Below are 22,571 nucleotides of genomic sequence, written 5' to 3'. Positions count from 1 at the left end.
GCTAAAGCAGGTGGGAAAGTACAAAGAAAAGGCCTTGCTGGAAATCATTCCAGCGAGGCCTTTTTGCTTCAAACCGGCAGATTCTCTCTATATTCCTGCGGTGTCAGATCGTAAAACTTTTTAAATACCCGAATAAAATACGCCGTGTTGTTGTAACCGACAAGCTCCGCAATTTCGAATACTTTGGCGCTGGACGAACGCAAATAATACGCTGCTTTCTCCATCCGTAACCGATAGACATAGGCCGTCAGCGCTTCTCCTGTCTCCGCCTTGTATACCTTGGATAGATACACTGGGTGCAGGTGGACATGCTCGGCAATAGCCGGTAAGGAAACATCGGAAGCCAGATGCAGATCCACAAAGCTTTTGACACTGCGAACGATGGTACTGTGATTGTCCTTCAGCTCCTGTTCTGCGTCATCACTGATGGAATGCAGTGTGCGGATCGACCAGTCTTTCAACTGCTGGGCAGTAGCATAGCTTGGAGCTTGAAAGTATTTATACATTTCGGCAGGCAGGACAGAAGAGATCTGTTTTCCGTTTTTGTGGATGATATAAGCAAAAGCCCCTGCCAAAGCATGATAAACCTCAATTGTCGTTTCTGCGATATCATGATGCTGCGCCGATTCGAGCAATTCCTCGAAAATGACATTAATCTTTTGTTCCACATCCTCAAAGCGGCCAGCTTCCAGAAGACTGATGAGGGTTGGGGGCTTGTACAGAGAGCGGATGGCAGGAAGGGGATGTACATCCTTATCATCTGATGCCGTAATGAACAAGCCTTGAGCATGTCCCATACGCTTCCGCATGGATCGGACGGCACTCTCATAAATCTCTCCAATCTCATTAGGAAACTTACCCCAGTGAGACACAGCGATTGAAATAGCCCCTTTTAAATATAACTGAACGTTTGTCTGAATTTGGGCAGCGTAATGTTCCAGCAGCACTTGAGGTTTTTCCTCTTTGCTCACACTTTGTGTGCCGCCTTTTTTGACACTAACCAGCACAACCAGATAATCATGGACATCCCGCGTATGCCACATATGAAAATGCTGCTGCGTCACCTCGCTGATAATGTTGCTAATGGCATACTGCATCAGCGAAAGATCATGGTCAGCCATTTCGGATAGATGCTCTTCCATTCGAATAACAAGCATGCCCAGCTCCTCACCAACCGAATAGGGCAGATGTAGTAATTCGAGCTTGTCTGCGAGCGTTGAGGGAGAATAGGTTTTGCCTGTCAGCAATTCATGGAGCATCGTAGATTGCAATAAAGGCAAGTTATCCTGGAATGCATGCAAGGCACGTTGATAGGAGGCAGCCGCTTCCCATTTTTGTTTGATCCGGTCAACAAGCCGCTGTACGGTTTCGATTAGATCCTCATCACTTACAGGTTTCAGCAAATAATCAAAGCTTTCCTGAGCCATCGCTTGTTTGGCGTATTCGAAGTCAGCATAGCCCGAGAGTAAAATAGTCTGCACATGCGACCATTTCTCGTGAATTGTCGTGATTAACTCAATACCGGACATCTCCGGCATGCGAATATCCGTGATTACAATATCAATATCATGATTCTCCATAATTTCCAGTGCTACGGCACCTGACAAAGCTTCGTGTACAGTGCCGATTCCGCAGCTTTCCCACGGAATGGTTTCCGCCAGCGTTTCTACAACGGAACGTTCATCATCAACTAACAACAACTGTAACATGTACTTCACCTACTCATTGATATTGTTGTACCATGTAATGCTTACCTTAACGCCTCCGCCAGGCGTATGTTCATAGCTTAGACCCGCGTCTTCACCATACAAAAAAGACAAACGCTGATGAACATTCCAAGTTCCACATCCCATGTTGCCATCGAGCGGTTTGTTAAGATTATCAACCAATTCTTGCATCTGATTCTCCGTCATACCCAGCCCGCTGTCCTCGACGGTTATCGTACACCATTCATCCGTATGATAACCTGTTATGTTGATATGACCGTCTTCAGTACGGGGTTCAATGCCATGAATGATAGCGTTCTCAACGATAGGTTGTAAGCTTAAACGCGGTAACGTTTTATGAAGCATATCATCCGGTACATCGATGGTAAAATGCATGCGTTCCAGCCGGAGTGCCTGGATTTCCAGGTAATTTTTCACCATGTTCAATTCTTCTTTGACGGTGGCCTGATCATTCTCGGATCTGGTGATGTACCGATAATACTCACCTAAATTAAGCGCCATCGCCACAACGGCTTTCTCATTTTTCATCCTCGCCATATTTTTGATGTAGAAGAGGCAGTTGTATAGGAAATGCGGATTAATCTGTGATTGCAACTGCTTCAATGTGGCCTCACGTCTTCGGAGTTGTTCTTCGTACACGTTCTCAATCAACTCCTGAATTCGCTGTGCCATGATGTTAAATCGTGCAAACAATAAACTGAATTCATTACGTGAAGAATGATGTAATCGAACAGAGAAATCTCCAGTCGACAAACGGTTCGTTCCCTTCACCAGTTGAAGCAATGGGAGCTGTACGCTACGATACAGCACATACAAAACCACAACACTCATGGCAATTAGAACGGCTATGGAAGCGTAGAAGAGATTACGACTATTTGTGATCGGCCCTAGAATTTGCTGCATAGGCACGTAGTCTACATAGTACCATCCCAGACTGCCTGACTGTATGTACGAAACATAGTATTCTGTGCGGTCAAGCGTCGTGGTGAATCCGCCTTTTTCCTGCAAAGGCATCTCTTTCAGCTTGGACTGAATCGCAGTTAATGTGCCATTTCCACTGGTGTTGCTAATTAAGCCAAACTCGGGGTGGAACATAAAAGGGTCACCTTTGTTATTCAATTTGTTCTGGTCCAGCATACTGATCAAATGATGCACTGGAAAGCTGATCTTGGTAATGAGTCTCGACTTCCCAGGGGTGTCGATCGCTGTCGTTGGATCGGTCGTGTACCACACAAATTGATTCTGCTTATATGCCCATGATTTCGAAAGTGGCTTGGAAAATTCATCCTCCGCATACGGGATATAAGCATAATAATCCGTGGAAATGACTTTTTGCAACCTAGGAAAATAGAGTGTGATGGTCGAATGCCATTTGCTGGCTGCATTATACAGATTCATTTTTTCAAGAATAGCACTTCCAACTTTGACCCGTTCATATGGCACATCTTTGTAATCCGGGCGCTGATATTCCTGTATGCTCGAATCTTGCCCAATGGACATCCCATAGAGAGATAATTGGTAAATATTGGATTCTACAGAGTCGGCAAAAGTGGACAAATGATTCATGGTATTATTCTGAATTTCGTGTTCGATTACACGTACACTTTCCCGGTTTGAATAGGTGTACAGGAACAAAACTAGGACAAGCAGTGCTACAAACAACAGTGTAATTTTGGTGAAGACGTTCAGGCGTGCGAACAATGCTGGGCCTCCCTCAACTCATTAAAATATTGTTATCGTTGTTGCAATATTAGGATATAGATTGCTAATAACCGTTGCTATAATTTTAATATACAAGTTCATATGCACTTGTAAAATACAAATTTTCAGAACATGGGGGATGTAGGGGTGAAGGAACATACGTTAGAAACGCCTCGCAAGGGGCGTGCCATCAAGGCGAGACAGCGCTGGAACATGCAACGGAATTGGTCCTTGCATTTGATGCTCGTACCAGCTGTTTTGCTGGCAATTGTTTTTCAGTACATACCAATGGGCGGGATTGTGATTGCTTTCCAGGATTTTAAACCATACCTCGGATTTACCGAATCCAAATGGGTAGGTTGGGATAATTTCAAGTATTTATTCTTATACCCGGACGTAGGCCAGGTCATCTGGAATACACTGGTGATTGCATTTTTCAAAATAGTCGCAGGTTTAATTGCTCCATTCCTGTTTGCGATTTTGTTGAACGAAGTTCGTTTATCTGCTTTTAAAAGGGTCAGTCAAACACTGGTGTATCTGCCGCACTTTCTGTCATGGGTTATCCTGGGCGGAATATTGCTTGATATTCTTTCGCCGCAGGGCGGCATGGTGAACAAACTGGTCGTTGCACTAGGCGGAGATCCGATCTTTTTCCTGGGGGATGGAACTTGGTTTCGGATAACACTGATTGTTAGTGATGTGTGGAAAGAATTTGGCTTTGGTACGATTGTATTTCTGGCTTCTCTGTCCGGTATTAACCCGGCACTGTACGAAGCTGCGGAAGTGGACGGTGCAAACCGGTTCAAACAAACACTGCACATTACGATTCCAGCCCTGATGCCGATCACGATTGTACTCATGACACTCTCCATCGGAAACATTTTGAATGCAGGGTTCGATCAGGTGTTCAATCTGTACAATCCGCTCGTTTATGACAAAGGTGATATCATCGATACCTTCGTATACCGTCTTGGTATCTTGAACGGCAAAATGAGCTTCGCAACGGCAGTAGGATTGTTCAAATCGGTCGTGGCAACCATTCTGATCGTGATCTCATATCGCATGGCTTACAAATTGGCGAATTACCGCGTGTTCTAGTAGAGAGGAGAAAAGGGCTTGTATTACAAAACAAAAGGCTATCGAATATTCAGCGTTGCGAACTATATTTTTCTGGGCGTATTATCACTGCTTTGCATTCTGCCTATTATTCATATTTTGGCCGTTTCGTTCAGCAGCATGGCACCGGCCTCAGCCAATCTTGTCGGCTTCTGGCCGATTGGCTTTACGACAGACGCATATGTCAAAACGTTCGGCAATTCGAATTTCATTAATTCCTTGCTGGTTTCGGTTAAACGAACCGTCATTGCTACGGTGATCGGTATGGTGATTATGCTTCTGACAGCATTTCCTCTGTCGAAGGAAGATATTAATTTCAAAGGCCGTTCGATCTACACCTGGTTCTTTGTATTTACGATTTTGTTCAGCGGAGGTCTAATTCCAAGTTATATCTTGGTCCAGAAACTAGGACTGATGGATACGATCTGGGCACTGGTGCTGCCAGGTGCATTGTCCGTGTGGAATGTTATCCTGATGATGAACTTCTTCCGTGGTCTGCCTAAAGAGCTGGAGGAAGCAGCTTATCTGGATGGAGCAGGTCACATTAAAACGCTGGCACTGGTATATGTACCGCTATCCATGCCTGCGATTGCAACCTTGTCATTGTTTACCATGGTAGGTCAGTGGAACTCTTGGTTCGACGGCATGATTTATATGTCCGATGTCAAAAATTACCCACTGGCTTCCTTGCTACAAACCATTATCGTGCAGCAAGACCTCAGTAAAATCAACGTGGACCCATCCATGCTGGAGAATGTTTCCCAGCGTACGGTTCGCGCTGCACAGATTTTCATCGGGGCATTGCCGATTTTGGTCATATATCCATTCTTACAACGCTTTTTCGTTAAAGGTATCGTCATTGGGGCAGTAAAAGAGTAGTACTGCCCTGCAAGTGACCACACATTCTAGGGAGGAATATGAGTGAAAAAAGGGTTGGCTTGTCTCGTAGCAGGAAGCATGATCGTTTCACTGGCAGCTCCGGCCGTAGTCGGGGCAGAACAGATGAAGCAGCAAATGGTAACGGAGCAGGAGCAGGCGTCAAGCCTGCTTCGGTCACCGTACAAAGATTTACAGGGACATTGGGCTGAAAATGCAGTGATGCGTATGCAGGATATGGCGCTCACTAAAGGTTATACGGACGGCACATTCAGACCGAGTGAACGTATCAGCCGTGCCGAATTTGTTGTAATGCTCGATCGGGTGTTCGGATTCGCTGGAGGCCCCGGCGCGGCGTCATACACAGACATTAGTGAAAAAGACTGGTACTATGATGCGATCACACGAGCAAGTGGATCTGGCATTATTCAGGGAACTGATGCAACACATCTGTCCCCCCAGCTTCCGATTACCCGGCAGGATGCTGTCGTGATGGCAGATCGTGCGTTTCAGTTATCGACAGGCAGTGAGAATAAATCGCTCGGTTCTGCGTTTAAAGACGACAAAGATGTAGCTGATTATGCTAGGAATGCGATGAATTACTTTATCAACAATAAAATTGTAAACGGATACAACGGTAATCTTGCACCTGCATCCAACATTACGAGAGCAGAAGCTGCTACGATCATGTCTACGTTGATAGCAGATATTCAAAGCAAACCCGGCACCTATGAATCCAACGTAGATGGAAATCTGATTGTTCGCTCAACAGATGTGACACTGAAAAATACAACAGTTAACGGCAACTTGCTCCTTACAGAAGCCATTGGAGAAGGTACAGTGAAGCTCGACGGAGTAACGGTCACTGGAAGTGTAATCGTGAAAGGCGGAGGAAGCCACTCGATCGATATTCATAACTCCAAACTAAATCGAGTTGTGGTAGACAAAAACACCAGTCCGGTACATGTGAAGATCACAGGCACAACTCAAATTGAAAACTTGTTTATTGAACAAAAGGCTACAGTTGAGTTGTCTGCCGAGAGTACGATTAATACATTAAAAGTAAGCAGCAAAGCCCGTAATACCATAATTGACAGCAAAGGTAAAATCAATCAGCTGGACGTAGATGCAGACAACGTATTGCTTAATGGGAAAGCGGTTGCACTAGGACAATACAAGGATAGCACTATGCCTGGGACAGGACAGTCCGAGCAACCAAACCCTGCTGCACCAGGTACTTCTAACGGTGGCAATAATTCCAGTACAGGTGGGGGCGGCTCTTCCAATTCAGGCGGAACGACACCATCCGTACCGGGCAATCCTTCAGGTGAAAAACCGATTCCTGCAACGACGATTCCGGATGAGCATTGGGAAATGGTTTGGAATGATGAATTCAATGCGCCTTCCGTGGATGCATCCAAATGGACCGTCCAGGATACGGAGCTTGTGTACAACAATGAGTTACAATATTACAGCCCGAATAACACACGTATAGTTAAGGATGGCAACCACAATGTATTGCAGATTGAAGCAAAGCGGGAGCAGAAGGGCAGCAAAAATTATACTTCCGGTAAACTGATTACGAAAGAGAAGGGCGACTGGACATATGGAAAAGTGGTAGTGAGGGCCAAACTTCCCATCCAACAGGGCATGTGGCCAGCAATCTGGATGATGCCTACGAACGAAGCTCATTATGGAGGATGGCCTGCTTCCGGGGAAATCGACATTATGGAGTTGATTGGAGGTACAAACAAAGATCATGAAGTATACAGCACGATCCATTACGATTTCCCAAAACCAGACGGTTCACACGGGCATGATCAAGGCAAGTTTAGCTTGCCACAAGGTGAATCGTTCGCTGATGATTATCATGATTTTCAGGTGGAATGGCTGCCTGGCATGATTCGTTTCTATGTTGACGGCAAACTGCATCATCAGGTAAATAACTGGGAGACGACTGCAGCGGGACAGCCGGAGAGTTACACTTTTCCTGCTCCGTTTGACCGTCCGTTCTATTTAATACTCAACCTTGCCGTTGGGGGAGACTGGCCTGGATCGCCGGAAAGTGATTTTGTCTCTGAGAAGATGAATGTTGATTTCGTTCGGGTTTACGAGTACAAGAAATTGAGCGAATGGCCGGACGTAACATCTAATCCGATCGAACCTGAATGGCAGAGAGAACCGCAAGCGGATGGAAACCAGATCTACAATGAACGCTTTTCTGAAGGGGTGGATGTAGATGGTGTACCAAACGAATGGAACTTCATCACGAATGCAGGCGGGGCTGGTAAGGTAGAGGTTATTGATGATGTGCAGAAGGGCAAGGCAGCGAAAGTAACGATCTCACAAGCCGGAACCGAAAGTTATTCCGTACAACTGACACAAATGCCGATGTATATGAAGAAAAATAGAAAATACAAGGTGCAGTTCGATGCCAAGGCATCTGCTGATCGTGTCATTCGTTCGAAAGTGACACAGTTTGAAAAAAGCTGGACAAATTACTCCGACGATAAGAGCTTCTCATTAACTACAGATTGGCAACCGTATGAATACACCTTCAACATGCGGAATGGGGCAGACAACAATGCAAGGTTTGAATTCAATCTGGGGTTGAATGAAGGGGAAGTTACGGTGACCAATGTGCGGTTGACGGATATCGGTGAAGCCGACTCTCTTCCGGTGGAACGCAACGCACTGTCGGATGGAAATTATGTCTTTAATGGCACATTTGATCAAGGGAAGGATCGCCTCGGCTTCTGGTCCAAACAGGTTCAGTCTGATGCTGAAGCACAGATTACCGTGAACAACTTCCTGAAGTTTCCGATCATGGAACGGCAGCTCGTGGTCGACGTTTTGCGAACGAACGGCCATCCTGATCAGGTGGCTGTGGTACAGCCGGGAATGAAGCTGGAAGCGGGCACTACCTACGGATTCTCTTTTGATGCCAAGGCAGATACGCCACGTACGATGGATTTGGATTTGTCAACCGCAGAGGGGCATGATGTGCAGGTGAATCAAGGGCAGCAGATCCAACTTGGGCAGGAACTCAAGAATTATTCGGGTGAAATTGTGATTGGACAGAATGCTACGTCAGCAGCAACGGTAACAGCCGAACTGAAGCTTTTATTCGGCAGTTCCGAAGGGAAGGTCTACATTGACAATGTGAAGCTGACCAAACGAGGAAAGCCGGTTACGATCCAGGGCTATACTCATATTCCTGCTACGGATGCATGGATGATGCAAGGTCTGCAGCTCGAAAATTCCGATGAAGGCGGCAAACATGTCAGCTACATGGACGAAGGTGATCTGCTGCAATTCAAAATCGATGCAGCAAATGATGGCGTATATGCATTCTCTACAAGGTTGGCAAGTGCCGAAGCTGATTCAAAAGTCCGATTCAGTGTGCAGGATGAACAAGGCACAACCGTGGCAAGCTCCGAACTTCTGCTTGGAGATACGGGGGGATGGCAATCCTATAAGACGGTATATCTGCCAGCAGTTTCACTGAAAGCCGGAACATCGTATTATGTGAATTTTGAAGGAAACGAATATAATACACGTTGGTTGGATGTTTCACAGAATAAAGTAAGCAATGGCGAACTGACCGCAGATGGAACGGATTGGGCGCTAATTCCCGACGTGCTCTCGGCTACGTATGGGAAAGACCATGGAATTAATATTACGTTGCCGGCTGCAACCGACGATGAGTGGGATTCGTTTTTGCAGCAGGGTTCGATTGCTCTTGAGGCTGACAAGACCTATCGTCTGAGCTTTGATGCTTCAGCCTCTGCACCTAAATCAATACAGGCTGTGGTCTCGCAAGGTAATGGCGGCGAAGCCAAGTATATGGATGAAAAGGTAGATCTGACTGAAATTAAGCAGCCATACACCTTCACATTTACAATGGGAGAAACAGCGGATGCGGCGGCCTTACTGAACTTTGGTCTGGGCAGACCGCTAGCGGAAGAGCACAGTGTATCCATTCAAAATGTGATGTTGTTCGAAGTGAACCCGGGTGCGGATCTGGGGGGACAGCCGGTACACGTCAATCTGATCCCGAATGGGGACTTTGCCAAAGGAATCGAAGGCTGGTTCAAATATGCAGCCGGTGTTGAGTCTGACCTTGCCATTCATGTTGAGAATCAGCAGCTGCAAGCTGTAATCGGTCAGGCGGGAACGAATCCGTGGGACCGGCAGGTTATTAATGAAGGTTTTGCAATGCAGCAGGGAACCAAGTATAAGCTGACGTTCAAGGCCAAAGCGGATAAAGCGCGCAAAATGGGGGTTGGTATCGGCTGGGTGGATGTTCCCGCTGGATACGAGTGGCATGGATTTTATGGGCAGCAAGTGAGCTTATCCACGGAAGAACAAGAGTACACCTTCACATTCGATACAACCGAACCAAGCTATGCAAACAGCCGTATCGTATTTGATATGGGGAATATTACAGGTGCCGAAGATGGTAACACCACAATTACGTTGTCTGGTGTCAGCCTGACCAATCTTGGCCCGGTGCAGACAGCCGTAGCTGATTAAATCATCACTAATGGAAGATGAGTAAAAATGAAGAAGGCAGCCGGGTGAATCCCGCTGCCTTTTTGTCATGAATTCTTTCTGTTCTTAACCACCGTAAAGAGGTCAGCATTCAATTCATAATACCTAGAGATAAAATCGCGAAAATGTTGAACCGAAGGAGACAATGATTTTTGTTTCGTCCACGATAAACTAATCGGGTAGATCGCTGAATCATCAGCAATTTTTATATAGTGTAACCCCAGTTTTCTACATACGGAAACGGGTAACAAAGCAACTCCCTGATCAAGCTTGATGATTTCAAGCAGTGTGTGTGAATCCACTTCAAAGGCCTGATTGGGCACGAAGCCTGCTTTCCCGCAGAGCATGGTGGTAAAGTTGCTGTACTCCACATTATCGGCAAGGGATATGAAGGGTTCGTTTGCAACAAGATGTAACGAGATGTTTGTCTTTCCAGCGTATGGATGATGGGAAGGTACAACAAGAACAATATCCTCATTAACCAGTACACAACTCTCAATCTCCTCATCCTGGATCGGATGACCTGTTATTCCTACATCGATGTCCCCTTTTTGCAAGCTTGTGATGATTTCGTTTTTCGTTCCAATGCCTTGATGAATCTGGGTTTGCGGGTTGCTATTAATATATTCGCTAATCAGCCCGGTAAGGAATCTTGGATTCGTGATTGAGATTCGAATGATGTTAGAAACGTGTTTTTCTTCCGATTGGATCTCCAGTTGAGCATTTTCAATTTCGGTAAAGATTCGATTAACATGCTTCAACAGAATTTTCCCTGACGAATTCAATTGAATGTTTCTCCCTTTTCGATCAAACAAGGTTGTACCAAGCTCATCCTCCAGTCTTTTGATCGTCAGGCTTAAGGAGGGCTGAGCAATATTCAGTTGTTGAGCTGCTTTGGAGATATGTTCGGTATAGGCAACAGTTTGAAAATATTTGAGCTGAAGCAATTCCATTCGTTTTGCACTCCTTATTTATTTCAATAAATATATATAGTACTTATTATGTATTATATTAAATTTAATTATTAATGTAGAATTTTATTTGTGAGAGAGATAAAAACATAACCTAAAAGGTAGGTGTCCTTCATGAAAATCGATGTGAATAACATAGCCAAAAATCTGAATACACCCCTAACGGCACCGGCTTACCCCATGCCGCCCTATAAATTTGTGAATCGGGAATACTTAAACATTATTTATCGAACGGATGAAAAAGCTCTGCGGGCAGCGGTGCCTGAACCACTGGAAATTACTGAACCGCTGGTTAAATTTGAAGTGATGTGGATGCCGGATGTCTCCGGATTAGGTGCATATACCGAAGCTGGGCAGGTTATCCCTGTGCGATTCAATGGTGAGGATGGTGACTATGTGCATTCCATGTACGTGGATAACTTTCCTGCGATTGCAAGTGGCAGAGAGCTTACGGCGTATCCCAAAAAGTTAGGTGCACCCAAACTATATATTGATTCAGATACACTTGTGGGTACGCTTGATTACGGATCGCTTCGTGTTGCAACTGCAACGATGGGATATAAGCATGTTCCGATGGATAAGGAACTCGCCAGAAATGAAATCTGCCGGCCTAACTTTATGATGAAAATTGCTACGGATTACAGTGGGAATTTAAGAATATGTGATTTGATTCGAACCCAAATTACGGATATCGAAGTGAAGGAAGCATGGACGGGACCAGCACGGCTTCAGCTTTTTGAACATGCACTCGCACCCCTTGCCGACTTGCCTGTATTGGAAGTTGTTTCAGCTTCACATATCCTGACAGACCTGACCTTGAACGCAGCACAGCCTGTATATAACTATCTTGAGCAGAAATAAGGAGGAAATTACAATGAGAATTGCAATACTAGGAGCAGGCTCTTTAGGAACCATCGTAGGAGCATACCTGGCGGATGGCGGCATGGATGTGGAGTTAATTGATGCATATCAGGAGCATGTCGATGCCTTGAATCAAACGGGAGCTAAAGTGGTCGGTACAACGGAGTTTCATGCAAAAGTTAAAGCCATCACTCCTGACCAAAAATCTGGGACATATGATCTTGTGCTGCTATTGACCAAACAATTATCCAACGGTACCATCCTTCTGGAGTTGCTTCCGTTCTTACATGAGGAGAGTATCGTATGTTCCTTGCAGAACGGGATTCCTGAAGAGAACGTGGCTTCCATTGTGGGCCCAGAGCGTGTTATTGCCGGGTCCGTAGAGTTCGGCGCCACGTTCATGGAACCAGGTGTATCAAGCCTCACAACGGAGTACACACAATTCAAGAAGTATGCTTTTCAGATTGGCGAATTAAATGGAGAAACGTCCGATCGCATTCAGCGTGTAAAAACGGTTTTGGATCTGGTAGGTGGAACACACATTTCCGACAACTTAGTGGGTACTAAATGGTCCAAGCTGCTGATCAATAATGCATTCAGTGGTCTGTCTGCGGCATTGAACGGAGAATACGGAGATATTCTGGATGATGAAGTCGGTATTGTAAGTGCCGTTCATATCGCGGACGAAACGATCAAGGTCGGACATGCGAACGGGGTTGAATTTGTCAAAATGAACGGATTCGATATCGCCTCCCTTGAACTCCAAAGTGAACAAGATATTCCTGAACGGATTAAAACGTTACGATATGTGATGGAACCTTCCCGGCTGCTCAAAGCAAGCATGCTTCAAGATCTGGAGAAAAAACGCAAAACCGAGATTGATTACATTAATGGAGTCGTTTCGAGCAAAGCGGAAGGTACAGGAATTGCGACACCGTATAATGACTTGGTTGTGAAGCTGGTCCAAGCTGCTGAAGAGACACAAACGGTTCCTGATTTTCAGACAAACATTGAAGAATTTAAACATCTGGTAGACGGACGTTAATTTGTTGATATAAATTCCTACATGATAGAGAATAGAACTCCATGAAAAGCCGCGAATTGCGGCTTTTTTTGTTTAGCCTGTTCAACTCTAGTTAATCGAGAAAGGGTATTATCGTTAACTTTCCATTTACTTAGGGAGCGCACTCTCCTAACAAATCCCACTTATGATAAAACAATGTTTGTCAAAGTGGAGCAAGCAAAAATGGAATAAAAGGAGATGCGGGTTAAATTGAACAGAAGAAGGATTCTTAAGCGAAGTATTGCAATCGCTTTATTAAGCAGCATGATCTTGACAACAGGGATGCCTCTCACATCACTACCCGCAGTTTATGCAGAAAGCCTACCGCAGGAAGACAGCCAGGAACAGACACAAGTCACTCAAGCTGTAAACGTTCAGGTAGACCACACTCCGGCGGATTGGATTTACGAAATGCAGGATTACACGGTTACTGCAACGGTATATGGCACAGACCAGTCATGGACCGGGCGTATCTCTTATTCGGTAGACGGACAAATGTATGCTCCGGTGGAGCTTGTACCCTTAGAGAAGAATCCGGAAACCTATGTGGGGAACATTCCTGGTGAGAATTTGATCGGCAGTGAGTTAAACTATGCCATTGACATCATGGATGAGGAAGGAAAAATCATTCAATCGACAGGATACTCGACTTCCATTAGACCATCCATGTCTCTAATGCAGCAGTCCACAGGACCTGATCTGCTGATTACCGAGATGGTACCAGACACGACCAATTTGCCCAACCTCAGTACGGATGCGTATGAGTTTGTTGAGGTGTATAACAACACGGATCATGAGATTAATTTTAAAGACTACACTTTCTTCTACAATAATAAGGATACCTGGAAGACAGAAGAAGATATGGACATTAGGATTCCTGCTCACAGTCCGGTCGTATTCTGGATTTTGAACGGAAGCAATAACGATCTTACGGCTGAGCAATTTAATCTGAATTATGGAACATCTCTGTCCGAAGGGGAGCACTTATTCCGTATACAGGGTGGAGCTGGTATGGCGAATGGAAGTGCCAGGTCACTTGTGATCAAAAATCAAGCCAACGAGAGTATCGTTTCAGCAGCTTATGAACCGGCTCAGGTTAAAGCGAATATGGGCATTTTCTTCAAACATCCGGCAGCTGGAAGCACGCAGATGAGTGTTATGGAGAATTCCGGGAAAATCTCAGCCACACCAGGATCCATTGATCCGGCACAGGCTGTTCCGCCAGTTGTGGAAGAAGGGTCCCAGATCGAAATTATGCATACGGCTCCAACTGACGCCTTGGCTATTCAGGATGTTGAGATCAAGGCGCAGATCAAGAATCTGGGTACAAATGCAGATGGAAGCAAGCCTGCGGTTAAGCTATTGTACAAGACGCCTGCCCAGCACAGATACAGTGTAACAGTCATGACGAATATAGGTGAAACAAACGAGTATACAGCAACAATTCCGGCGTCGGCACTTACCGAGCCTGAATTGCAATACCGGATACAAGCAGGCAATATGGACAAGCCGTATTTGGCACAGGTTCAAGGGGATGCATTCGATCCGAGCAAAGCACCTACGCTGCTTATCACTGAGCTTGTGCCGAATACAACGAATGTACCGGGTACGTCCTCGGATGCCTATGAGTATATCGAGATCTATAACAATACAGACCAACCGGTTAACTTTAAAAATTACTGCCTGTACTATCGTTATCCGGACAAAGGACCAAGCGCGGATGTGGAATGGGGGACAGTTCATCCCGATTTTGTTATTCCTGCGCAGCAATCGGTTGCATTTTGGATCAAAAATAGCACGAACACTGCTTATACCGAGGAAGATTTCAACCAATTCTATAAAACCAACCTCATCCCCAATGTTACGCTGCACTCGATCCAGAGTGATGGCATGGCGAATTCCGGCCGCAGAGCGCTCGTGATCAAAACGAATACCGGCAAGGAAATTTCCTCTGCCTATTACGATGCTGATCAGACTTATGAGAATGGAACCAAAAGTGATGAAACGAAGGAAGATAAAGCGATCACTTACACCTATCCGAGAAACGGCAGCACAATGATGATCAAGTCAAGCTCCGGAATGGAAACACCATCGCCAGGCAGCATCTTGCCGGAACAAGTTCCTTCCGTGCCCGTCCATATCGAGTTGGATACCGTTCCGCCAACGGTTCAGGATATGACGAAAGTGACCGGAGCGGATCAAGCGAACGGATTAGAGCTGATCGTCGATGCCAAAGATAACCGTGAGGTAACATCCGTGGAAGTATTCGTTCGTTCAGATAAACAGACTGAATTTACGGCACATCGTTTGACGGAAGATTATGATGACCTGATGTACCACTATAACATGTCACCGGCCGATCTCATCGGACGCAAAACCATCGAGTACTATTTCGTTGCTTCGGACGGTATTAACGAAACGAGAACCGAACCAGCCGTTATATCCGTGACCGGAGGAGTAAGCGATGAACCGCTTCGACTGAATGTGAAGGAATTGGATACCATTCGTGGTGTGCATACCATTAAAGGGACCTCGCCAGCGGTGGGCATGAAGGCCAGCCTCAGTATAGACGGTGGAGTTCTGCCGGATGACAGTACGTATGCTGCGCTTGAGCATGATGCATATTTCGTATTTGAAGCCGTTAATGTCGATTATTATTTTAAAAATGCAGTAACCATGGGACCACCAGAGCTGGAGGACAAGTCGATTCTCTATACGTTCATGAACCCAATTACAAGCTATACGACATTATCCTTTCCTATTGATTCAGAACGTTTAATTCAGGGGGATAATGTGATCTACATCCGGGCGGGTTCCAAAACCTCGCCGTTTGATCAGCGTCCAGAGGAAAACAAAGATGATTTTGAAGTCAAAAACGTACGCTTGCTACTGGCTGACGGAACTGAAATATGGGATCCGGCCTACGCTGAAAAAGAAAAACAGATTAAAATGGGCGATTCTACAGGGAAAAGCGAATCGATCGGCTTCCATTTTGAATTGAAGCCGGAACATCTTACGGCTAAAGCCTATGAATGGGACACCACCCGTATTAGCGATGGAGCACATCAAGTCGCTTTAACCGATGGTCAAGAGCAGTTAACGGCCAAAGTCATGGTGGACAATACGCCACCAGTTATCAAGCCAACCGTGGAAGAAGGCAAAACCTATCGTGGTGAATTCATCATCGATGCTGAAATCCAGGATGCGATAGCCGGCGTAGACAAGGTTAATGTGAAGCTGGATGGTAATGTAATTACTCTTCCATTAAAAACCTCATCGGGAGAGATACCGGGTGGGAATCATGTCCTGCAAATTCAGGCAACGGATAAGGTGGGTAACGTTGCGGAGAGCACGGTAAAGTTTGAATTGCCCGATGAGAACCCGCTACCACCGGAATTGGTGGCGCCTAAGCAAAATCAAACGAATGTTGGCACAGACGCGAATCTGACAGTTAAAGTTCAGGACCCAAGCAAAGACAACATGAATGTGACCTTTTACAAAGGGTATAAATACGATGCAACCCGAGCCAAAGGTTTTGCAGGGTACCTGAATACTTCCGTTACGGAGCCGCCTAGAGAGATGGTTCCTTCCGGAGAAAAAGCCATGAATGCAGAGGATTACCAAAAAATTGCTGCGATCGACGGAACATATCTGGTCAATGATTCGGTTGAGCAGTTTCCTTACCAACGCTTCGAAGTGAAGCTTGATCCAACCGTGAAAAGTACTGATCGTGTTGAAATCGAATGGCAGGGCAAGTCGCTAGAAGGAAGAAAAGTAAGCTTGTATGCCTGGAGCATAAGCGAGCAAAAATGGAATCAACTGGATCAGGTGATTGCCGGTACAGAAGATTTTGAATTAAAGGCTGTGGTACAGGCGGGTGATTATGAAAACGAAGATGTCATCCAGATTATGGTGCAGGATGAAATAGCGGAAACAGCTGCTGCTTCGGGGAATAAGCCTACACCGGAGTCACAGGACCCGTACGATTTTTCATTTGTTTGGATGTCGGATACGCAGTACTATTCCCAAAGTTATCCCCTAATTTATCAAAACATCGTCAACTGGATCACCGGGCAAAAGGAAAATATGAACATCAAATACGTTATTCATACCGGGGATGTCGTCGACAAAGCAGATCAGGAATACCAATGGATTGAAGCAGACAAAAACATGAAGGTACTTGAGGATGCTTCGATACCTTATGGAGTACTGGCAGGAAATCACGACGTGGGACACCAGGATAACGATTACGCGAAGTTCCAGCAATACTTTGGAGCCGACCGGTTCATCAATAATCAGGTATTTAGCGGTTCATATGAGAATAACCGTGGACACTATGATTTGGTTTCAGCGAACGGTAATGACTTTGTCATAGTGTATATGGGATGGGGACTTGGTGAGAAAGAGATTGAATGGATGAACGACATCGTTTCCAAGTATCCGGAACGTAAAGCCATTCTCTGTCTGCATGAGTATTTGCTCGTATCCAACAACCGTTCACCGATCGCCGATCAAATTTTTGAGAAGGTTGTAAAACCGAACAAAAACGTGATTGCTGCCCTTTCCGGGCACTATCACGATGCCGAGCTTAAGGTCGATCAGCTGGATGATAACGGAGATGGCATTCCCGATCGCAACGTGTATCAAATGCTGGCAGATTATCAAGGTGCTCCTGAAGGAGGACTTGGTTATATCCGGCTTATGCAGTTTGACATGGCAAACAACAAGCTCCATATCAAAACGTATTCACCTTATCTAGATGACTACAACTATTACGATCCAGAGACCGAACAAGGCAAAGATGAGTTTAGCCTGGATCTTGGTTTGGCACCAGCAACCAAGCGAGTAGCCACGGATTACATCGGGATTAAAGTTTATACGGATGAGAAGATAGGCTCAAAAACGAACGTAGCGAGTGGACGAGAAGCCTCTGTGGTATGGAAGGGACTCTCTAATGCAAGCTACTATCAATGGTATGCCAAAGCAGAAGATGAGCATAGTGGAAGTGCTCTGTCCGATATTTGGGGATTCTCTACAGGGAGCTCGGCTCCAGGGGGACAGACTCCGGGTAATGGAGGAGGTTCAGGTAACAGTAATCCGGCAGCTCCTGCTGAAAATAATAATGTGACGATGCCAGCAGCGCCGATCAGCAATGGTCAAATTACGCTTAATCCATCTTCGGACGGTACTTATCGTGCTGAAGCAGAAGCGCTCGAGCAAGCCGCCAGTTCAGCGAGTGGAGGAAAAGTAGTCATTACCCTTGCTGGCATACAAGAGCAGAACGAGAACGGGGAGTTTGATGTATACCTGCCTGCCAGTGCCGTGAAAAAGGTGAATGCAGAAGGGTTCTCCATCGTGATCTCATCACCTGTATTAAAAGTCACGCTCCCGGCTGGTTCCCTGCCGCAAGAATGGGGAGAGACAGAACAGCTGCTTCTGCGTTTCAGTACTGCATATAACGAAAGTGCGAAGCAACTATTGGATAACAGTCTATCGGGATACCAGCATTACTCCCGCACGGAGTTAGTGCAATCGCTTCGTATGTTCTTCATCCAGGGAGAGAACGAGACGGAGATTACGAAGTTCGGCAGTCCGGTCGAGATGGATCGAATCTTGACGGCTGAACAGCAGAAACAGATTCAATCTGAATATGCAGGCGTATATCTGCTTGGGCAAGGAATGGAATATCAAGGTGGTCGCTTCGCAGCTGGAACAGTGACGTTTGAGGCGCAGCAGCCAGGATTGTACGCAATCTTGGAATATCATAAACCATTCAAGGATATGAAAGACTCCTGGGCTGAACGTTATGTCTACTCGTTGGCGGCAAAACATCTGATTCAGGGGATGGACACTGAGAACTACGGTCCTGCCTTGCAGGTAAGCCGAGGCGACTTCATTACCCTGATCATGCGCGCAGCAGGGCTGAATTCTTCGGGGAAAACCGAGGTGTATGCCGATGTACCAGCGAATGCATATTATGCAGCAGCCGTTGCTCAGGCGACCGAACTAGGTATTGTACAAGGAAACGGTAATCTCTTCAGGCCGAAGGATTCAATCAGCCGCGAAGAGGCAGCAATGATGTTGATGAAAGCACAGCAAGTATTGTTTATGGAAAAGCAGGAATCCACGGTAAGAGCAGAATTCTCTGACCAAGGCCAGGTATCTGCTTGGGCTCAAGCTGCTGTAGAGCATGTGAATGCTCATGGACTGATGACAGGCAAAGCGAACCTTCGCTTTGATCCGAAAGGCAAAGTCACACGGGCAGAAATGGCTAAAATAGTGTATATGCTGATTCAAGAATAAACATCTTGCCATGCAACTCGCACATGTAATTCACACAGAGGAAGTCGCCTGAATGGCGGCTTTTTTTGTTTTATCGGATCAACTATTTATCCTCACTCGGTCTCTAGTCGGCGAGCTTTAAAATCAAACGAGGCGATTGGTAAACCCAGTTCATCTTCTGTCCATGAATGGAGAAGTACACATCCATGCTGTAGATCAATGAATTGCCCATCCGGCTCCCTGCAAATGTTCAATGAGGCACCTGGCCTTGTTCGTGGGAAGCTTGAGATAGACAAGGACTCGCGGGAGACGCAGCTTCTTGATTTTAAATCCATTTAGATTTAGGTTACAAACGCAGTGTTATTGTCATTTATGCCATGTGTTAATATTGTCCTTATTTGGCTAATACGGTAATATTGAAAGTGCTTGATTTCCTATAATACAGGAAGTTCCATTCATAAGGGTGAGCAAAGTAAATGACTAGGAGGAATCAGTCGATATGGAAGCAGCGGAAAAGAGATGTCATGATTGTGGAGGAAATTCATTTGTGCAAGCTTCAGACTTCATCAATCTCCGTCCAGTGGATAAGAAACTGGCGATTGGGTCTGAAAAGGTTTATACCGTTTGTTTGGACTGCGGAGAAGTGGTGTCGATCAAAGTGAAGAACCCGGAAAAGTTAAACCAATAACATCAGCTGCATATTTCTTCTTAGTAACCATTCTTTCACTAAGGTAACTTAGATTAAAACAGAAAAGCCCTTCTCCTTTTCCTGTCGGATAAAGAGAAGGGCTGCTGGTGAGAGGCAGATTATTATTTATGCTTCTTCAAGATATCAAAAATGATCTCTGCATTATTCGTATTGTCGATCAGGCCGGAGAATCGATGACTTGCCGGACCGTAAGCGTAGACTGGCACGTCGTCTCCCGTATGTCCGCCTGTCGTCCAGCCAGTGAACGAGCGGTTATTCATAATGGCTTCGATGGCATTGTCGATCGTCGTGACATCTGCGTCTTTAGCTGCATTTTTAACCGATTGAATCTCCTCGGAAGTTAACTCAAGTTTGAGATAGCTCTTCAGTGTTTCTTCCACAGAAGCCCCTTTAGCGATTTGAGCTGCCATGAAGTCAGGAGTGCGTACAGCGGCTTTGATCGGATCTACGAAAAAGTTATATTCCCCGTCTTTCCCGAGCGTAAGTCCACCAGTGGAATGGTCAGCGGTTGCTACCACAAGTGTCTCTCCATCTTCTTTGGCAAAATCAATAGCCGCCTCGAATGCTGCAGCAAAATCCTCCATTTCGCTCATAGCACCAACGATGTCATTATCATGGCCCGCCCAGTCAATCTGGCTTCCTTCAACCATGAGGAAAAATCCATTTTCGTTTGAGCTCAGGCGATCAATGGCTGTAGTTGTCATTTCAGCCAGCGAAGGCGTTTCACTAGTACGGTCAATCAACTTGTCCATTCCTCCGTCAGCAAATAATCCGAGAATCTGTTTATTTGTATCCTTGAGAAGGGCACTGCGATCAGTCACGTAGCTAAAACCGGCTTGTTCAAACTCACGGGTCAAGTCACGATCATCACGTACAAAATTGCTTTTTCCTCCACCTAAAAGTACATCAACTTTGTGCTCGCCATTAATCAATTCATCATAATAATCATCTGCGATGGCATCCATATTCTTCCTGCTTATGTCATGAGCGCCGAAGGCAGCAGGTGTAGCATGAGTGATCTCTGAGGTAGCTACAAGTCCAGTGGACTTTCCATTTTCCTTGGCTTGCTCCAATACCGTTTTCACTTCAGTATGGTCATTATCGACAGCAATAGCTGCGTTATACGTTTTCACACCAGCAGACATTGCGGTCGCCGCGGAAGCCGAATCCGTTACGTTTTGTGTGTTGTCGTCCGGATAGGTCATTTGAGCGCCTACTAGATAAGGATCAAATACCGTCTTCTCCATGATCTTAGTCGAAGGGTCATCCTTCATATAACGGTAAGCGGAAGTATAAGCCGTTCCCATGCCGTCACCGATGAGGAAGATGATATTCTTGATTTTTTTTGTCTCTACACTAACCGCTTGTACCGCGTGAGCTTGACCGGCAGACAAGACGGTAGAAGCGGCAAAGACCAGGCTGAGTGCAGCTGCAGGAAGTACTTTTTTGGATAATTTCACGATAATTCCTCCTTTTATTATTAAACATGAACATATGTAGCTTTATTCATTTGTCCTTCAATATGAAGATTATCATTCGACTGTAAAAGAAGTCCCAGTCCTCTGTATTCGTTGTGTAAAATAATTTACAAAAAAGAGGACCTGCATGTGCAGATCCCCAATATATCCTAGTATAAAAACGTAACTCTAAAAATCGAGGATGGAAGGAAGCGATGCGGAGAAATGTTGCGAGGTTCATGCGTGAAGTATACTCATAATTTGCTATCAAACCGGGGGTGAATGGTTTATGATCAATTCATTACGATGACAAACGGCGAGGGCAAAAGATGAAACAAATAAAATGGATCGATAAAGTAAAAGCCATGGCAAGAGAGATCAAACGGAATGTATTCGTCTTGTACCTGGCGTACAAGGATCCTCGGGTATCTTGGTATGCAAAATTATTTGCGGTCGGCGTAGTAGCTTATGCCTTCAGTCCAATAGACCTGATCCCTGATTTTATACCTGTACTTGGGTATCTTGATGACCTGATTATAGTGCCCCTCGGCATTACAATAGCCTTGAAGCTGATTCCTCAAGAAGTCATCCGGGATTGCAGAGACAAAGCGGAGGAGATCCGAAAGAAAGGTAAACCCACGAATTGGATTACAGGAGGATTGTTTATCCTTGTGTGGATCGTCTTTGCCGTCTGGATTGGTTCGATCTGCTATAAATTTTTCACCTAAATGAAGAGGCCCACCTGAACCAGCAGATTCAGATGGGCCTCTTTTTTTATAAAATATGAAGCAATCGATATGCTATTTGGAGTCGATGTGAAAGATGCCAATTTCATTATAATGCTCCAGCTTATAGTCAATGGTACCAAGACTGCAGTTCAGCACATCCAGTTGTTTCAGTATATTTTGTCGATGCTGCTCCAGCATAACCTTTCGCTGTTCACTCGTGGAAGAACCCTCCAGGCATAACAGCATAAATGCTTTGATATCCTCCAGGGACATGCCGCTGTCCTTCAGGCAGCGGACTAACTCCAGCCAGCAGATATCCATTTCGGAATATTGGCGGGTGCCGTATTCTGTCTTTTTCAACAAAGGCATTAAACCTGCCCGGTCATAGAAGCGTAACGTGGAAGGCGGTAATTGGGTGCGTTCCGCGACTTGTTTAATCGTAAATTCCAAACAAATCTTCCTTTCAAAAAAATCGATTGAATGGCTTGACTTAAACCTAAGTTTAACCACTATCCTAAGATTGTTC

The 22,571-nt window shown here is 45.4% G+C and carries 14 protein-coding genes; 9 read left to right on the top strand and 5 right to left on the bottom strand.

Features of this window, described 5'->3' with window-relative positions; all coding sequences use genetic code 11:
* Positions 1-68: 68 nt before the first annotated feature.
* Together F4V51_RS16685 and F4V51_RS16680 are read right to left on the bottom strand one after the other, a co-directional pair.
* On the bottom strand, positions 69-1,709 hold the full coding sequence (locus F4V51_RS16685) for a response regulator (protein WP_153978900.1): 1,641 nt from the start codon (positions 1,707-1,709) through the stop codon (positions 69-71).
* Positions 1,710-1,718: 9 nt separating this feature from the next.
* Entirely contained in the window at positions 1,719-3,428 is a 1,710-nt protein-coding gene (locus tag F4V51_RS16680) for a sensor histidine kinase (RefSeq protein ID WP_153978899.1), read from the bottom strand.
* A gap of 147 nt (positions 3,429-3,575) precedes the next feature.
* On the opposite strand from F4V51_RS16680, the gene F4V51_RS16675 reads away from it, so the two are divergent.
* The 3 genes from F4V51_RS16675 to F4V51_RS16665 are packed head-to-tail and all read left to right on the top strand — an operon-like array spanning position 3,576 to position 9,956.
* On the top strand, positions 3,576-4,526 hold the full coding sequence (locus tag F4V51_RS16675; protein ID WP_416226478.1) for an ABC transporter permease: 951 nt from the start codon (positions 3,576-3,578) through the stop codon (positions 4,524-4,526).
* An 18-nt stretch (positions 4,527-4,544) separates the two neighbouring features.
* Entirely contained in the window at positions 4,545-5,423 is an 879-nt protein-coding gene (locus tag F4V51_RS16670; RefSeq protein WP_095286604.1) for a carbohydrate ABC transporter permease, read from the top strand.
* Positions 5,424-5,465: 42 nt separating this feature from the next.
* Complete coding sequence (locus tag F4V51_RS16665) at positions 5,466-9,956, top strand: carbohydrate binding domain-containing protein (RefSeq protein WP_153978897.1); 4,491 nt, start codon at positions 5,466-5,468, stop codon at positions 9,954-9,956.
* 65 nt (positions 9,957-10,021) lie between these two features.
* Here F4V51_RS16665 and F4V51_RS16660 read toward each other — a convergent pair whose 3' ends face one another.
* A complete protein-coding gene (locus F4V51_RS16660) occupies positions 10,022-10,927 on the bottom strand; it encodes a LysR family transcriptional regulator (protein ID WP_153978896.1) in 906 nt (301 codons plus the stop codon).
* Between the two features lie 132 nt (positions 10,928-11,059).
* Between F4V51_RS16660 and F4V51_RS16655 the strand changes: the two genes are divergently transcribed.
* The 4 genes from F4V51_RS16655 (at position 11,060) to F4V51_RS16640 (ending at position 19,839) form a co-directional block, all read left to right on the top strand.
* Entirely contained in the window at positions 11,060-11,806 is a 747-nt protein-coding gene (locus tag F4V51_RS16655) for an acetoacetate decarboxylase (protein WP_153978895.1), read from the top strand.
* Positions 11,807-11,819: 13 nt separating this feature from the next.
* Entirely contained in the window at positions 11,820-12,851 is a 1,032-nt protein-coding gene (locus tag F4V51_RS16650; protein WP_153978894.1) for a ketopantoate reductase family protein, read from the top strand.
* Positions 12,852-13,079: 228 nt separating this feature from the next.
* Positions 13,080-19,172 (top strand): S-layer homology domain-containing protein, encoded by a 6,093-nt coding sequence (locus F4V51_RS16645; protein ID WP_162009952.1) that lies wholly within the window; start codon positions 13,080-13,082, stop codon positions 19,170-19,172.
* A gap of 478 nt (positions 19,173-19,650) precedes the next feature.
* Positions 19,651-19,839, top strand: coding sequence for a hypothetical protein (locus tag F4V51_RS16640; protein WP_153978892.1), 189 nt, complete (start codon positions 19,651-19,653; stop codon positions 19,837-19,839).
* A 122-nt stretch (positions 19,840-19,961) separates the two neighbouring features.
* On the opposite strand, the gene F4V51_RS16635 is transcribed toward F4V51_RS16640, so the two are convergent.
* Complete coding sequence (locus F4V51_RS16635; RefSeq protein ID WP_416226540.1) at positions 19,962-21,188, bottom strand: alkaline phosphatase; 1,227 nt, start codon at positions 21,186-21,188, stop codon at positions 19,962-19,964.
* Here F4V51_RS16635 and F4V51_RS29475 point away from each other — a divergent pair.
* Both F4V51_RS29475 and F4V51_RS16630 read left to right on the top strand, forming a co-directional pair.
* Positions 21,166-21,237, top strand: coding sequence for a lipoprotein (locus F4V51_RS29475; protein WP_353057529.1), 72 nt, complete (start codon positions 21,166-21,168; stop codon positions 21,235-21,237). The two genes, F4V51_RS16635 and F4V51_RS29475, sit on opposite strands and share 23 nt — an antisense overlap.
* Before the next feature lie 409 nt (positions 21,238-21,646).
* Positions 21,647-22,045 carry a YkvA family protein gene (locus tag F4V51_RS16630; protein ID WP_153978890.1) on the top strand — a complete coding sequence of 133 codons (399 nt, stop codon included), beginning with the start codon at positions 21,647-21,649 and terminating at the stop codon, positions 22,043-22,045.
* 72 nt (positions 22,046-22,117) lie between these two features.
* On the opposite strand, the gene F4V51_RS16625 is transcribed toward F4V51_RS16630, so the two are convergent.
* Entirely contained in the window at positions 22,118-22,495 is a 378-nt protein-coding gene (locus tag F4V51_RS16625; protein WP_095286613.1) for a MerR family transcriptional regulator, read from the bottom strand.
* Between the last annotated feature and the right edge of the window lie 76 nt (positions 22,496-22,571).

The sequence above is a fragment of the Paenibacillus xylanilyticus genome (assembly GCF_009664365.1).
In the GTDB taxonomy this organism is placed as follows: domain Bacteria; phylum Bacillota; class Bacilli; order Paenibacillales; family Paenibacillaceae; genus Paenibacillus; species Paenibacillus xylanilyticus_A.
The sequence above is the reverse complement of the archived record's forward strand: the minus strand, read 5'-3'. Positions and strand labels throughout refer to the sequence as shown.

Bases quoted from the DNA above. Each gene is read 5' to 3' on its own strand.
- F4V51_RS16660 (WP_153978896.1), bottom strand. From the start codon at position 10,927: ATGGAATTGCTTCAGCTCAAATATTTTCAAACTGTTGCCTATACCGAA.
- F4V51_RS16655 (WP_153978895.1), top strand. From the start codon at position 11,060: ATGAAAATCGATGTGAATAACATAGCCAAAAATCTGAATACACCCCTA.
- F4V51_RS16630 (WP_153978890.1), top strand. From the start codon at position 21,647: ATGAAACAAATAAAATGGATCGATAAAGTAAAAGCCATGGCAAGAGAG.
- F4V51_RS16685 (WP_153978900.1), bottom strand. From the start codon at position 1,709: ATGTTACAGTTGTTGTTAGTTGATGATGAACGTTCCGTTGTAGAAACG.
- F4V51_RS16640 (WP_153978892.1), top strand. From the start codon at position 19,651: ATGGAAGCAGCGGAAAAGAGATGTCATGATTGTGGAGGAAATTCATTT.
- F4V51_RS16650 (WP_153978894.1), top strand. From the start codon at position 11,820: ATGAGAATTGCAATACTAGGAGCAGGCTCTTTAGGAACCATCGTAGGA.